This is a genomic window from Winogradskya humida, assembly GCF_016862215.1.
Lineage (GTDB): Bacteria > Actinomycetota > Actinomycetes > Mycobacteriales > Micromonosporaceae > Actinoplanes > Actinoplanes humidus.
This window is the reverse complement of record NZ_BOMN01000023.1, coordinates 159,591-173,651: the sequence shown is the minus strand read 5'-3', so window position 1 is coordinate 173,651 and position 14,061 is coordinate 159,591. Positions and strand designations below refer to the sequence as shown.

Annotated in this window: 14 protein-coding genes; 11 read left to right on the top strand and 3 right to left on the bottom strand. The window is 69.1% G+C overall.

What is annotated here, in order from left to right:
• Nucleotides 1–26 precede the first annotated feature (26 nt).
• Nucleotides 27–1,025 carry an adenosine deaminase gene (gene add, locus Ahu01nite_RS09980; RefSeq protein ID WP_239158753.1) on the bottom strand — a complete coding sequence of 333 codons (999 nt, stop codon included), beginning with the start codon at nucleotides 1,023–1,025 and terminating at the stop codon, nucleotides 27–29.
• Nucleotides 1,026–1,084: 59 nt separating this feature from the next.
• On the opposite strand from add, the gene Ahu01nite_RS09975 reads away from it, so the two are divergent.
• The 6 genes from Ahu01nite_RS09975 to Ahu01nite_RS09950 all read left to right on the top strand — a co-directional run bounded on the left by Ahu01nite_RS09975 (nucleotide 1,085) and on the right by Ahu01nite_RS09950 (nucleotide 7,856).
• Complete coding sequence (locus Ahu01nite_RS09975) at nucleotides 1,085–1,804, top strand: SemiSWEET transporter (RefSeq protein WP_239158752.1); 720 nt, start codon at nucleotides 1,085–1,087, stop codon at nucleotides 1,802–1,804.
• A 116-nt stretch (nucleotides 1,805–1,920) separates the two neighbouring features.
• Complete coding sequence (locus Ahu01nite_RS09970; RefSeq protein ID WP_203836162.1) at nucleotides 1,921–3,027, top strand: sugar ABC transporter substrate-binding protein; 1,107 nt, start codon at nucleotides 1,921–1,923, stop codon at nucleotides 3,025–3,027.
• A 69-nt stretch (nucleotides 3,028–3,096) separates the two neighbouring features.
• The gene (pepN, locus tag Ahu01nite_RS09965; protein WP_203836161.1) at nucleotides 3,097–5,457 is read left to right on the top strand and encodes an aminopeptidase N; all 2,361 of its coding nucleotides are present in this window, start codon (nucleotides 3,097–3,099) and stop codon (nucleotides 5,455–5,457) included.
• Between the two features lie 10 nt (nucleotides 5,458–5,467).
• The gene (locus Ahu01nite_RS09960) at nucleotides 5,468–6,127 is read left to right on the top strand and encodes a hypothetical protein (RefSeq protein WP_203836160.1); all 660 of its coding nucleotides are present in this window, start codon (nucleotides 5,468–5,470) and stop codon (nucleotides 6,125–6,127) included.
• Between the two features lie 9 nt (nucleotides 6,128–6,136).
• Entirely contained in the window at nucleotides 6,137–6,643 is a 507-nt protein-coding gene (locus Ahu01nite_RS09955) for a hypothetical protein (RefSeq protein ID WP_203836159.1), read from the top strand.
• 367 nt (nucleotides 6,644–7,010) lie between these two features.
• Nucleotides 7,011–7,856 (top strand): IS5 family transposase, encoded by an 846-nt coding sequence (locus Ahu01nite_RS09950; protein ID WP_203836158.1) that lies wholly within the window; start codon nucleotides 7,011–7,013, stop codon nucleotides 7,854–7,856.
• 110 nt (nucleotides 7,857–7,966) lie between these two features.
• On the opposite strand, the gene Ahu01nite_RS09945 is transcribed toward Ahu01nite_RS09950, so the two are convergent.
• On the bottom strand, nucleotides 7,967–8,404 hold the full coding sequence (locus tag Ahu01nite_RS09945; RefSeq protein WP_203836157.1) for a hypothetical protein: 438 nt from the start codon (nucleotides 8,402–8,404) through the stop codon (nucleotides 7,967–7,969).
• Nucleotides 8,405–8,825: 421 nt separating this feature from the next.
• Here Ahu01nite_RS09945 and Ahu01nite_RS09940 point away from each other — a divergent pair, with 421 nt between their 5' ends.
• The 4 genes from Ahu01nite_RS09940 to Ahu01nite_RS09925 are packed head-to-tail and all read left to right on the top strand — an operon-like array spanning nucleotide 8,826 to nucleotide 12,210.
• Nucleotides 8,826–10,037 carry a cytochrome P450 gene (locus tag Ahu01nite_RS09940; RefSeq protein ID WP_239158751.1) on the top strand — a complete coding sequence of 404 codons (1,212 nt, stop codon included), beginning with the start codon at nucleotides 8,826–8,828 and terminating at the stop codon, nucleotides 10,035–10,037.
• Nucleotides 10,038–10,046: 9 nt separating this feature from the next.
• Nucleotides 10,047–10,250 carry a ferredoxin gene (locus tag Ahu01nite_RS09935; RefSeq protein ID WP_438874764.1) on the top strand — a complete coding sequence of 68 codons (204 nt, stop codon included), beginning with the start codon at nucleotides 10,047–10,049 and terminating at the stop codon, nucleotides 10,248–10,250.
• A complete protein-coding gene (locus tag Ahu01nite_RS09930; RefSeq protein ID WP_203836156.1) occupies nucleotides 10,247–11,389 on the top strand; it encodes an NAD(P)/FAD-dependent oxidoreductase in 1,143 nt (380 codons plus the stop codon). The genes Ahu01nite_RS09935 and Ahu01nite_RS09930 overlap by 4 nt, the downstream gene beginning before the upstream one ends.
• Nucleotides 11,386–12,210 (top strand): SDR family oxidoreductase, encoded by an 825-nt coding sequence (locus Ahu01nite_RS09925; RefSeq protein ID WP_239158750.1) that lies wholly within the window; start codon nucleotides 11,386–11,388, stop codon nucleotides 12,208–12,210. The genes Ahu01nite_RS09930 and Ahu01nite_RS09925 overlap by 4 nt, the downstream gene beginning before the upstream one ends.
• Nucleotides 12,211–12,255: 45 nt before the next feature.
• On the opposite strand, the gene Ahu01nite_RS09920 is transcribed toward Ahu01nite_RS09925, so the two are convergent.
• Nucleotides 12,256–12,939 (bottom strand): response regulator transcription factor, encoded by a 684-nt coding sequence (locus Ahu01nite_RS09920; RefSeq protein WP_203836155.1) that lies wholly within the window; start codon nucleotides 12,937–12,939, stop codon nucleotides 12,256–12,258.
• Between the two features lie 205 nt (nucleotides 12,940–13,144).
• On the opposite strand from Ahu01nite_RS09920, the gene Ahu01nite_RS09915 reads away from it, so the two are divergent.
• Complete coding sequence (locus Ahu01nite_RS09915; protein WP_239158749.1) at nucleotides 13,145–14,053, top strand: aminoglycoside phosphotransferase family protein; 909 nt, start codon at nucleotides 13,145–13,147, stop codon at nucleotides 14,051–14,053.
• Nucleotides 14,054–14,061: the final 8 nt, after the last annotated feature.

Genomic DNA, 14,061 nt, shown 5'->3' with positions numbered 1-14,061 from the left:
CACCAGCAGCGGACGGCAGCTACTCGTCAGATCTCGAGGTTGGTGAAGGCGGCTGTGACGGAGTGGTGGGCGATGGTTTGGAGTTGGGTGGGGGTGAGGCCGGTGGCGTGGCGGGCGAGGGTGTGTTCGTGGGTGAGGGTGGTGTTGCTGACTCGGGGGTTGTCGGTGTTGAGGGTGACGGGGACGCCGGCGGCGAGGAGTTGGTGGATCTGGTGGTGGGCGTAACTGGGGGCGGCGCCGGTTTGGGTGTTGCTGGTGAGGGCGCATTCGAGGGTGACCCCGGCGGCGGCGAGTGAGTTCATCAGGGCGGGGTCCTCGGCGGCGCGGACGCCGTGGCCGATTCGTTCGGCGCCGAGGTCCTGGACGGCTGCGCGGACGCTTTCCGGGCCTGCTGCCTCGCCGGCGTGGATCGTGATGTGGAGGCCGGCGTCGCGGGCCTGCTGGAAGGCGGGTTTGAACAGGGATGCCTCGTAGCCTGCCTCGTTTCCCGCCAGGTCCACCCCGCACCAGACGTCACGGCGGGTGAGGAAGGTGTGGATCTGGGAGAGAGCCAGGTCAGGGCCGAGGTCTCGCAGGACGGTGGCGATGAGGCCGACGGGGAGGCCGGTGCGGGCCGAGGCTGCTGCGACGCCTGAGGAGACGGCGTCGATGACGGCTTCCGGGGGGAGGCCGGTCTGCTGCTGGATGAAGTACGGGCTGAAGCGGAACTCCACGTAGTCGAGGCCGTCGTTGAAGGCGTCGTCGACGGCCTCCTGGGCGGCGCGGTGCCAGTCCGGGAGGGTGGCCAGGACGCCGATCTGGTCGTCGACCTTGGCCAGGTACGGGAGGAGTCCGCCCGGGGTGCCGGTGGTGGCGACCAGGGCGTTTCTGGGGTGGGGTGCTGCGGCGAGGGGGTGGCCGTCGCGGCGGGCGATGTCGACGAAGGTGCTGGAGCGTACGGAGCCTTCTAGGTGTCGGTGCAGGTCGATCAGCGGCAGCATCGTCAGCTCTCCCCGGAACTTGGGTGCGAAACGGTGGCTTTCCACCGTGGCACCTCTCACGTGTTGATCTTGTCAGGCGCGCCGGGGGCCGGGCGATGGGACTGATGTCCACGAACACCGCCTACCGGAAACGGATCATGCATACCTTCGCCCTGCTCGGCTATGTCGGTGCCGCCCTGTCCATCGCTCTTCCCTGGCCCCAGGTGTGGCGTTCATGCGCCAAGGGTCAGACGAACGGCCTCAACGCCTCCGCCTGCTTCCTGGGTGTGGCGATGCCGGTCGGATGGATCACGTACGGGGCGCTGACCGGCGAGACGGTGCAGATCATCACGAACGCCGTCACGGGCGGTGCGGGGCTCGCGGTGCTGACGACCGTACTGATCAAGCAAAGTCACCTTCGGCAGCGCCGCAAGCTGGCGACGAGCGCCGCGGGTGCGGCCGGCATCCTGACCGCGACCCTGGGCAGCGCCGCCGCGACGTGGCTGACCGCCGCGAGCAGCCACCAGGCCGCCGCGTTCCTCGGTCTGGTGCTCGCCGGGACGTCGTTCGTCTCCGCGATCCCGCAGCCGTTGTCGCTGCTGCGCGACCGCCAGCAGGACATGAGTGGACTGTCGGCGCTGCGCTGGCGGCTGGCCGCCGCGGCCTGCGCGTCCTGGATGACGTACGGGCTGAGCACCGGTCAGCCTGCCGTCTGGGCGTCGGCGATGGTCGGCCTCACGAGCGCGCTGATCGTCTGCTGGGTTCTCTTTACGTCCACCCGGACGTCGGCCGTTCGTACCACCACTGTCCGTGCCCGCGGTGTGGCGCGCGTGGCAGCCGCGTGATCTAGCAGCGCAAACCCTACGGACGGCAACACTTGGGTCACGACCGTGGTCTCCGAAATAATCTCGCCACCGGGCGCTGGTAGCCTTTGCCGCGTTTCGCCCCTGGAGGAGATCAAGTGCGTCGTAACCTCGTTGCCCTCGCGGCAGTCGGCATGCTCACTCTGGGCGGCACGGCCGCCTGCAGCGATGACGGCGACAGCGCCGCATCGGTGCCTACCCGCGGTGGTGACGGCACCGGCAAGGTCGGTGTCATCCTGCCCGACACCACCACCAGCCAGCGCTGGGGAACGGACGACCCGAAGCTGCTGAAGGCCGCGTTCGACGCCGCCGACGTGCCGGTGGAGATCGAGAACGCGCAGGGCGACGGCGAGAACTTCAAGAAGATCGGCGACCGCATGATCGCCGACGGCGTCACCGTGCTGATGATCGCCAACCTGGACCCCGACAGCGGCGCGTACGTGCTGGAGAAGGCCCGGGCCAACGGCGTCAAGACGATCGACTACGACCGGCTCACCCTCAACGGCGGCGCTGACTACTACGTCAGCTTCGACAACGAGGAGGTCGGCCGGCTGCAGGCCGTCGGGCTGGTCAAGTGCGTGACCGCCAAGAAGAAGAAGATCCCGCGCATCGTGTACCTCAACGGTTCGACGACGGACAACAACGCCACCCTGTTCAAGGAGGGCGCGGACACCGTCCTGCAGGAGAAGTTCGACTCCGGCGAGTACATGAAGGGCCCGGAGCAGGCCGTCGCCGACTGGAAGCGCGAGGAGGCGGTCACCGTCTTCCGCGAGATCTTCAACACGACCGCCGGGCAGATCGACGGCGTGCTCGCGGCCAACGACACCATCGCCAGCGCCGCGATCCAGATCCTCAAGGAGCGCAAGGTCAACGGCATCGTGCCGGTCACCGGGCAGGACGCCGAGGTGCAGGGTCTGCAGAACATCCTCGTGGGCGACCAGTGCATGACCGTCTACAAGCCGATCAAGGACGAGGCCACGGCCGCCGCCAACCTCGCGATCGGCCTGTTCAAGGGTGAGAAGGTCGCGGCCGACGGGCGCGCCAAGGACCCCGTGTCGGGCGCGTTCATCCCGGCCGTGCTGCTGAAGCCGAAGTCCATCATGAAGAAGAACGTCGCCTCGGTCATCGCCGACGGCTTCGTCACCAAGAAGGCCGTCTGCACCGGCCGCTTCGTCGAGCCCTGCACCGCTGCCGGCATCAAGTAGGCACACACGCAGTAGGAAGAGGAGCCCCGGTCGCGATGCGGCCGGGGCTCTGGCGTACACAATGTCAGGGTGTCGCTGACTCTGGACGAGGCCCGCGCCCGGGCCGCCATGCTCTCCGCCGTCTCCTACGACCTGGAGTTCGATGTCAGGTCGCCGGACGCGTTCCGGAGCCGGGCAACCGTACGGTTCCGGACCGAGGGCGGTGACACGTTCCTCGAGCTGCACCGGGCCGAGGAACTCGAGGTGACGATCAACGGCGATACAGCTCTGCCGGCGTACGACGGGAAGCGGATCTCCCTCGACGGCCTGGCACCCGGCACGCACGAAGTCGTTGTGGACGCCCGGCTGCGCTACGTCACCGACGGCGAGGGCATGCACACGTTCACCGATCCGGTGGACGGTGAGCGTTACGTCGGCGGATATCTGGGGCTGGACGCCGCCCAGCGATTGTTCGCCTGCTTCGACCAGCTCGACCTCAAAGCCCCCATCACGGTACGCGTGACCGCGGATCCGGCGTGGACGGTCCTTTCAAACGGCCTGCCCACGGGCCCCGCCGCGTTCGCCGCGACGCCGCCGATCCCGTGCAACCAGTTCGTCGTCGTGGCCGGGCCGTACCACTCGGTGCGGTGGGAGCATCGCGGGCTGCCCATGGGCTGGCACGCCCGCCGAACGCTTGCCGGTGCGCTGGAGCGGGACGCCGCGGAGCTGCGCCGGATCACCGAGGTCTGCTACGACCACTACACGGCGATCTTCGACGAGCCGTTCCCGTTCGGCTCCTACGACCAGGTCTTCGTGCCCGAGCTGAACTGGGGCGCGATGGAGAACCCCGGCTGCGTCACCGTCAACGAGAATCTGCTGCCGCGCGAGCGGGTCACCGTTGACGACCGTCGCAGGCAGGCGATGGTGATCGCGCACGAGATGTCCCACATGTGGTTCGCGGACCTGGTCTCGCCGGTGTGGTGGGAGGACGCGTGGCTAAACGAGTCCTTCGCGGACTACATGGGCTTCGAGGTGGCGGAGACCGTCGCCGGGTACGCCGGGGCGCGCGTGTCGTTCGAGGCCGCCTACAAACCCGGCGCCTACCGGGCCGACCGCCGCCGGTCCACGCACCCGGTCGCCCCGGCCGCCGAGGACGTCCCCGACGTGGACACCGGCATGACGATCTTCGACGCCATCTCCTACGGCAAGGGCAACGCCGTCCTGCGGCAGCTCGTGACCTGGCTGGGGCCGGTGGACTTCCTTGCCGGGGTGAACGCGCACCTCACCGCCCACGCGTTCGGCAACGCCACCCTGGAGGACCTGCTGTCGGCGCTCGACGCCCACTCACCGCGCGACGTGCGGGGCTGGGCTGAGGTGTGGTTGCGCAAGGCGGGCCACGACACGATCCGCGTGTCCCGGCACGGCGACGTCCCGGTCCTGACCCGCGACGGCGTACGCCCGCATCGGTTCACGGTCGCGGCGTATTCCCCGGAACTCGAGCTGGCCGGGGCGCGGATGGTCGATCTCGCGGACGAGCCGCTGGAGCTGCCCGAGTGGGCGGGGCTGGTCGTGGTGCCCAACGCGTACGGCGAGACGTTCGCGCGCATCGAGCTGGACCCGTACTCGTACGATGCCGTGACGCGCGGGCTGGCCGACCTGCCGGACCCGCTCGTCCGGGCGGTGCTGTGGGCGACGCTGCTCGACCGGGCGCCCGCCGCCGCACACCTCGACCTGATCGCGCGTCAGCTGCCCCGCGAGCCGTCGCCGACCCTGGTGACCGCTGCCCTCGACCGCACCCTGAACGACCTCCTCCGCCGCACGGACGTGCCCGCCGCCCTGGAAGTGGTCGCCGCGGCCTGCGCACCGGACGGCGAGCCGGACGAGCAGCGCGCGATCGCCCTGGCCCGGGGGCTCGCGTGGAGCACGAGCGACACCGCGACGCTGTACCGCTGGCTCGACAACGGCGCGACCGACCAGAAGCTGGCCCTCGACCCGGAGCTGCGCTGGGCGGTCGTGCACCGGCTGGCCGAGCTCGGCGGTCTCGACGCCGCTCAGATCGAGGCCGAGCGGCTGCGGGACGGCACCGCCGCGGGCGAGCTCGGCGCCGCCACCGCCCTGGCCGCCCGCCCCACCGCGGAGGCGAAAGCTGGGGCCTGGGCCGCGATGACCGAGGATCCCGGGATTTCCACCCGCCGCTTCCGGGCCCTGGCCGCCGGATACTGGTCCCCTTCCCGGCCGCAGCCCGTCGCGCCCTATCTCGCGGCCGCCCCGGCACTGGCCCGGCGCGGCTCCTCGTTCGCCACCGCGGTCGGCCGGGCTTTCCCCGCCCACCCCCTGACCAGTCAAGATCTTGATTTGGTACGCGAGGAGCTGCGCGGTGACCTCCCCACCGTCCTGCGCCGGCACTGGGAGGACGAGCTGGACGACCGCGGGGCAGCGCCGATCCGATAAGGTGCGGTCGATGAGAACGATCCCCGCCGGCGTCGCGGCCACCGCGTCGCTGGCCGCCTCGATGGTCCTGGCCGCCGGATGCGCCGCGCCCGGCACCAGCCCGACCTGGCAGGCCGGCGCGCCGATCGCCTCGTCGGCGGCGCCCTCGCCCACGACCAGGGCCCCCAAGCCGAAGATCGACACCGAGAACGGCGCCAAGGGCCCGCTCGGCGACGTGATCGACCTCGGCGGGCTCAAGGACGCGGACGGCAACCCGTACGTCATCTTCGGGGTCACCGGCAAGATCGTGAACGAGACCAGCGCGTTCGGCTTCGCCATCGGCGTGCGCCTGCCGAAGAACATCGTCCGCGAGGACCTGACGATCAGCGAGTACGAGGGCAAGGCCACGGACCCCGGTTTCCACCCGATGCAGGCCCAGATGGACCTCCTCGACAAATCCGTCCAGCCCGCGTTCGGCTACTACTCGGGCACCCCTGCCAGGATCACGGTCCGCGAGGTGAACCGCACCATCGAGGCCCACCTCGCCCCCTGGAGCGAGGACCCCGGCCAGACCGTCTTCTGGTTCGACCCCGCCGACGTGCACGACAGCAGCCAGTGGACCGACCTGGGAGCATACGACGCCGCCGGCACCCGCCTGCCCGACGGCCACATCGAGCTCTCCACGTACTGAGAGACGACGATGCGCCGACTCCTACCCGTACCCTTGCTGCTCCTGCTGGCCGTCGCGGCCTGCGGCGCCACCCCTGCGGTGAGCCCCAGCGCGCAGGCGTCCCCGGCCGCATCGCCGACCCGGCTGCTGCCCACCTTCCCGGAGCTGACCGGCGACCTCACCACCACCGCCAAGCTGCTCTCCTTCGACCCGGCCAACAAGGCCGCCGTCGTCGAGCCGATCATCTTCCAGACCGGCCCCGACTACTGCAAGGCGCTGCACATCTCCCCCGTCGAGGCCCGCTGCTCGCAGGAGGTCGTCATCGACGCCAGCAACACCCGCGTCACCCTCCCGATGGCCACCAAACTCGACATGCGCGACATCGGCGACGGCAGCTGCGCCGGCACCATGACCGGCGGCAGCACCTGCAAGTCCACCACCGGCTACATGGCCCGCCTCGCCGGCGACGACGCCGCGGTCAGCATCACCCTGCAGGCCGGCACCCTCGTCAGAATCGCCGAGCTCTACCAGCCCTGACACAGCCACAGCGTCGCCCTGCACCCCCGAACCATTAATCTGCGTCACAGGCCGTTATCCGGAAAGGCTCAGTGAGCTATCCCCACATCGGTGTGCGTGCGGTAAATCAGCGTCACATTCCTAGGAAAGCGCTGACCTGGTCTCACTGGATGTTTAGTTCTGGTTAGTGGGGATAACGCCGGTTTGCCACCATCAGAATTGGGCTCACTTAAAGATCGGATCATCCAGATAACCGGCTTTTCGCCCTGATCCTCCAAGATGAAATGAGGGCATCTGGTCCCTCGATCGGGTTTGATTCACCTTCGCGGTAAGAACGACACACTTTCCGTGCGCGGCACTGCTTCTTACCGACGGTAAATGCACCAAGATGAGCGAACGCGCCACCTATCCAAGTGACCTCTCCGACGCCCGCTGGGCGTTGATCGAGGACCGGTTGACTGCGTGGCGTCAAGCCCGCACCGAGGCCGGCGTCGGGGGCCGAGTCGCCGAGCATGATCTCCGGGAGATCTTCAATGCGATCCTCTACGTCAACCGCACCGGCATCGCCTGGCGCTACTTGCCGCACGACCTCCCGCCATGGCAGAGCGTCTACGGATACTTCAAACTATGGAGCGAAGACGGCATCTTCACCGACCTCAATTACAGCCTAAACGGCTTGGTACGTAACAAGACCGGCCGCCGCCTCGAACCCAAAGCATCCATCATGGACAGTCAGAGCGTGAAGACCTCCACCAATGTCCCGCTCGACACCCAGGGCATCGACGCCGGCAAGAAAAACATCGGCCGTAAACGCGGCATCATCACTGACACCATCGGCCTGCTGCTCGCCGTCATCGTCACCGCCGCCAGCGCCAGTGACAACCTGATCGGTATCGATCTACTCAACCAGGCCACCGCAATCCACCCCACCCTGACCAAAGCATGGGTCGATACCGGCTTCCGCCAGAAAGTGGTCGAGCACGGCGCCGCACTCGGCGTCGACGTCGAAATCGTCAGCAAGGATCCCCAGGTCAAAGGCTTCACGATCATCAAACGTAGATGGGTCGTCGAACGCACGCTCGGCTGGCTCATGCACCACCGCCGCCTGGTCCGCGACTATGAAACCCTGCCCACCACCTCAGAAAACATGATCCGCATAGCCATGATTGACAACCTCACCCGCCGAGCCGCCGACGAAACCACCCCAACCTGGCGAGACCCCCAAATCACATAACTCACAAAATACGTGAATCAGACGTCCCCTCATGGGGGCGTACCCCGATACGGAGTGTTCCTGTCGCGGGCCCTGACCCGGGGAGTCTCGCGGGGGCCATGGGGATCGTCTCATGAGCAGGTGACGCCGTATTTGATTCGCCATCGGCTGGTGAACCGGGCCCAGTCGAACAGGTCACCGGCGGCACGCCTGCGATCACGCTCATATGCGGCGTCGGCCTGCACCCGGCTGGCATTCGCGTCACGGAACAACGCACGTGCAGCCTCGATCCACAGGAGCCTGCCGTCCGGCGTCCGCGCCTCGGGAGAGTCACGCCGCAGCCGGGCGGTGTGGCCGAGGGCTTTCCCGAAAGCCCGCCGGACCCGATGCTCACGCCGGAATACTTCGGTCGCCGGAGAGTATTTCCGGCGCCGCGTCGGGTTACGCATCCACGCCAATTCAATAGTCGTAAAAATCTCCAGCTGAGCGAAGTGCATTCCTTGATTCTTCCCAGGGAAACCCATGATCGGAAGTGCTGGGCGTGCCATTACGGGGTTGAGAGGGATCACACGGATACGATTGACAAATAGCGACCATTTCGGCATTCGCCAGGCGGTGGAGGCAGCCGGAAGGCGACGATTGTCAGGGTGGCGGGCAGGCCGGGGCGGGTGATGTCGTGCACCCGGAAAGTAACTGAAAGAACGCGTGCCCTTACGCGGAGTGGCTCAAAACCGTGGCCGGACCGCCTGAGGGAAACCCGCCCTCAATGCCTCAGGCTCGGCCTTCGACGGCCGGCTCACTGCAGGCTGTGACCAACCCTCAACCCATCGAGTTGCACCTTTTCTCGACTCAGTTCCCCAGCGCAACCCCGTCACGGCCGTGTTGTGAGGTGGGTCACGTCAGCCTCGTGTCAGGTTGGTGTCTGGGGGGTGTCAGGGCGGGGTGTTTGCATGGGTTCATCGGGTTTGCCGATCCTGGTGGAGGAGACCTATGAGCGACAGCGTGGTGCCGGAGTATCCGATGCAGCGGGAGGCGAAGTGTCCCTTCGCGCCGGCGGCGGGCGTGCGGACGATGACGCGGGAAGATCCGGTCGGGAAGGTGCGGATCTGGGACGGCAGTGAGCCGTGGTTCATCACCCGGCATGCCGATCAGCGGGCGCTGCTGAACGATCCGCGGCTGAGCATCGAGGAGACGCGGCCCGGGTTTCCGCACATGACCCGGGGGCGGGCGGAGGCGGCGAAGCACACGCCGCCGCTGATCACGAACACCGATGCCCCGGAGCACACGCGGTTGCGGCGTACGGTCAACGCGCCGTTCATGGTGAAGCGGGTGGAGGCGCTGCGGCCGCGGATCCAGGAGGTTTTCGACGGGCTGATCGATGACATGCTGGCCGGGCCGAAGCCCGCGGATCTGGTGCAGGCGATCGGGCTCGCGGTGCCGACGATCGTGATCACCGAGCTGCTCGGGGTGCCGTACGCGGATCATAAGTTCTTCCAGACCAACAGCAGCAGGACCATCAGTCATGAGTCGACGCCCGAGGAGGCCGCGGCGGCGGGTGGGGCGCTTGCCGCGTACCTCGGTGAGTTGTTGCAGCAGAAGATGGCCGAGCCGGCCGGGGATGTGCTCTCGGAGATGGGGGCACGGGTCAGGGCCGGGGAGATGACGGCCAGCGAGGCTGTCCACATGGGTGTGGCGATCCTCATCGCCGGGCATGAGACGAGTGCCAGCATGATTTCGCTGGGCACGCTGGCGCTGCTGCGGAACCCCGATCAGTTGGCCCTGCTGCGGGAGAGCGACGACCCGAAGCTGGTGGCGAACGCGGTGGAGGAGCTGCTGCGGTATCTGACCATTGTGCACACCGGGATCAGGCGGATCGCGAGTGAGGACATCGAGCTTCGTGGCAGGACGATCCGGGCCGGGGACGGGATCATCTTCGACCTGTCCGGCGCCGACTGGGACGCCGAGGAGTTCCCCGAGCCGGAGAAGCTCGATCTCACGAGGACCGCGCGGCAGCATCACGCGTTCGGATACGGCGTGCACCAGTGTCTCGGGCAGTCGCTGGCCCGGGTCGAACTGCAGATCGCGTACGGGACGCTCTACAAGCGGATCCCGACACTCGCCCTCGCCGTCCCGTTCGAGGACGTCGAGTTCGCCATGGAGGGCGTCGCGTACGGCCTCAAGTCTCTCCCCGTCACCTGGTAAGGAGCCCGCATGAGCATGCGAATCGAACTGGACGAGCCCAAGTGCGTCGCCGCTGGGCAGTGCGTGGTGGTCGCCCCCGACGTGTTCGACCAGCGCGATGAGGACGGCGTGGCGATCGTGCTCGACGCCGAGCCCGGACCGGAGCAGGAGGACGCGGCGCGGGAGGCGGCGGCGGTGTGCCCGGCGGCCGCCATCAAGCTGGTGGAGCGGTGAAGGAGGCGGTCGTCGTGGGTGCGTCGGCTGCGGGTCTCGCCGCCGCCGAAACCCTCAGGAGAGAGGGGTACGCCGGGAAGCTCACCCTGATCGGTGAGGAGCTCGCCGCACCGTACGACCGCCCGCCGCTCTCCAAGCAGATCCTCGCCTCACAGTGGGAGTCGGACCGGCTCCTTCTGCGTACGGAGATCGAGCTCGCGGCCCTTGATCTGGATCTGCGCCTGGGGGTTGCCGCGACCGGTCTGGACCTGGCCGGGCGCACGGTGGCGCTGGCGGACGGCACGCGGGTGCCCTACGACGGGCTGATCATCGCGACCGGGGTGCGCCCGCGGCGGCTTCCCGGGCAGGGAGCACATGTCATGCGTACGGTCGATGATGCTCTGGCCCTGCGGAAACGGCTCGGACCCGGCCGCCGGCTCGTGGTGGTCGGCGCCGGGTTCCTGGGGGCGGAGTCGGCGGCGGTCGCGCGCGGGCTGGGCTGCGACGTCGTCCTGCTTGAGCCCGCGCCCGTGCCGCTGGCGCACGCGGTCGGCACGCGGGTCGGCCAGGTGTTCGCGGAGGTGCATCGCGAGCACGGCGTCGATCTGCGGACCGGTGTCGCGGTCTCGGCGGTGACCGATTCCGGGGTACGCCTGGCCGACGGCACGCTCGTGGAAGCCGACGAGGTGCTGGTCGCGGTCGGCTCGATCCCCAACACCGAGTGGCTCGAGGACAGCGGCCTGACCGTGGCCGACGGGCTGGTCTGCGACGAGTTCAGCGCGGCGGCACCGGACGTCTACGCCGCCGGGGACGTCGCGCGCTGGCACAACCCCCGCTTCGGCGAGACCATGCGCGTCGAGCACCGCACCAACGCGGCGGAGCAGGGCATGGCGGCCGCCCGGAACCTGCTGCACCCCGGCGAGGGCAAGCCGTTCGACCCCCTCCCGTACTTCTGGTCCGACCAGTACGACATGAAGATCCAGGCGTACGGCTACCTGCGCGGCCACGACAGCGTGGAGATCGTCGACGGCGCGCTCGCGGACCGGCGTTTCGTGGCCGCGTACCGCAAGGCGGGCCGGCTCGTCGGCGTCCTGGCCGTAGGCATGCCCCCCAAGGCGATCCGCGCCTGGCGGGTCGCTCTGACCAAGGAGGAACGGTGACCGGAACCGACGTCGTGGTCGTCACGGGCGCGGGCGGCATGGGCCTGGCCGTGGCCCGGCGTCTCGGCAGCGGCCGCACGGTGATCCTGGCGGACGCCTCCGCGCCGGCCCTGGAGCAGGCCGTGGAATCGTTGCAGGGTGCGGGATACGCGGCGACCGGCCAGCTGACCGATGTCTCGGACGCCGCGGCGGTGGCCAAACTCGCCGCTGTGGCGGCTGACGCGGGACGGCTCACGGCGATCGTGCACACCGCCGGGGTGTCGGCCGCGACCGGCACCGCGAAGGCGATCATCGAGGTCGACCTGGTCGGCACCGCGCACGTCATCGACGCGTTCGGCGAGGTCGCCGTCCCGGGCACCGCCATGGTCTGCGTGTCCAGCATGGCCGGGCACTACGCGACGGTCGCCCCCGGCGACGAACGGGCGCTCGCGCTGGCGCCCGCCGCGGAGCTCCGGACCCTCGACGTGGTCCGGGCCGTCGGCGACGATCCGCTCGCCGCCTACCTGCTGGCCAAACGGGGCAATCACGTACGCGTGCAGGCCGCGGCCCTGGCGTGGAACCTGCGGGGCGCCCGGATCAACACGATCAGCCCCGGGGTGATCTCCACGGCGATGGCCGCTGCGGAGGCGAAGACGGCTTCGGGCGTACACATGATGGCCATGGTGGAAGCCTGCGGCGCGGGCCGCACCGGGACCCCGGCCGAGATCGCGGCCGCCGCGGCGTATCTCACCGGACCGGAGTCGCTCTACGTCACGGGCACCGACCTGCTCGTCGACGGCGGCCAGGCCGCCTGGATCCGCTGGCACCGCGAAGCCGCGTAACGGCACATCCCGGATGCCTCGCGCGTGGAGGGCGAGGCATCCGGGCTACAACGAATAGCCGAAACCGCGGCGGGTCTGGATCATCGCCGGGCCCCCGGCGTCGACCTTCTGGCGCAGGCGGGAGACGAGTCGTTCGATGGCGTTCGCGTCGCGGGACTCGCCCCAGACCTGCCAGGCGAGCTGCTCCTTGGTCAGCACCTGACCGGCGTTGATCAGCAGGTAGCGCAGGAGCCTGTACTCGGCGGCCGTCAGGTCGAGCGGCCGCTCCCCCCGCCACGCCCGGCAGACCGCGTCGTCCAGCAGCAGGTCGCCGTGACAGAGCGGCCCGACGCGCCGGCTGGGTGCGTGGTCACGCAGCAATACCTGGGTACGCGCGAGAAGCTCGGTGATCCGGCACGGCTTGGTCACGTAGTCCTCGACCCGCGAACCGAGCTCCGGCACCAGCCGGTCGAGCTGGTCGCACGTGGTCAGGCACAGGATCGGGGGGCGGTCCTCCGGCGTGAGCCGCAGCCGGGAGCCGAGATCCTCCACGTCGGGCACGGTGTCGTCGACGATGATCAGGTCGAAGCGCTGGGCGCGGTTCATCGCGAGCGCCTCGGCGCCGGTCCCGGTCGCCGCCACCCCGTAACCGGCCAGCCCCAGCGGCGTGACGAGGGACTCGAGCAGGTCGGGATCGGGCGCGACCACGAGCAGCCGGTGACGGTGCCGCTCGATGGGACTGTCATGCATACGTAGACCATCCGTCTCGTGGTGATTTCGGCCGGGGTGCTCGCGTTCAGCGTCGTCCCCGGCCTCCGCCAAGTCATCGTCCCCACGCAGTATCTCCTGTTTTAAGTCAGCCGATTGAAGTGGATCAACCTTTTACGTCGCCTTTGCGTGCTTCAAGGACAAAATGGGTTGCCTCAGAGGGTGTACGGCGGCAAGAGTTCCGCGGGTGACCACGGAACCGGACGTCGTCGGGCCTGTCCCCCAGCGCATCGAGGTCGGCGTCGCGCAGGTCCGCCGCCTGGTCACCACGCAGTTCCCGCAGTGGTCGGAGCTTGCCGTCCGGCCCGTACCGGCCGCGGGATGGGACAACCGCACGTTCCGCCTCGGGGAGTCCATGCTGGTCCGGCTGCCCAGCGCCGCCGAATACGCGCACGCCGTCGCCAAGGAACAACGGTGGCTGCCCGCCCTCGCCCCGCACCTGCCGCTCCCCGTGCCCGTCCCGCTCGGCCTCGGCGAGCCCGGCGAGGACTACCCGTGGCCGTGGTCGGTCTACCGCTGGATCGACGGCGAGCCGGCGAGCCGGGCCCCGATCGCCGACCTGGACGCCTTCGCCGACACGCTGGCCGGCTTCCTCCTGGCGTTGCAGCGGGCAGACCCGGCCGGAGGACCCGGACCGGGCCTGCACAACTGGTTCCGCGGCGGACCACTGCGAAACTACGACCCCCTGATGACCCGCGCCCTCGCGACGCTGGACGACACCGCTCTGCGCGACGACATCACCCGCGTATGGCGGGCGGCCCTGGCGGCAGGCTGGGCCGGGCGGCCGGTGTGGTTCCACGGCGACATCGCGCCCGGCAACCTGCTGACCACCGACGGCAGGCTCAGCGCGGTCATCGACTTCGGCACGTGCGGCGTCGGCGACCCCTCCTGCGACCTGGCGATCGCATGGACGCTGCTCACCGGGCCCAGCCGTGCCATCCTGCGCGACCGCTTGGCCGCGGACCCGGCGATGTGGCTGCGCGGCGCCGGCTGGGCGTTGTGGAAAGCCGTAGTCCTCCACACCGGCGGCGAGCCGGACGCGAAGCGCGTCATTGACCAGATCATCGAGGAGTTCGCCCACGCCCCTCTGCGGTAGATACAGCG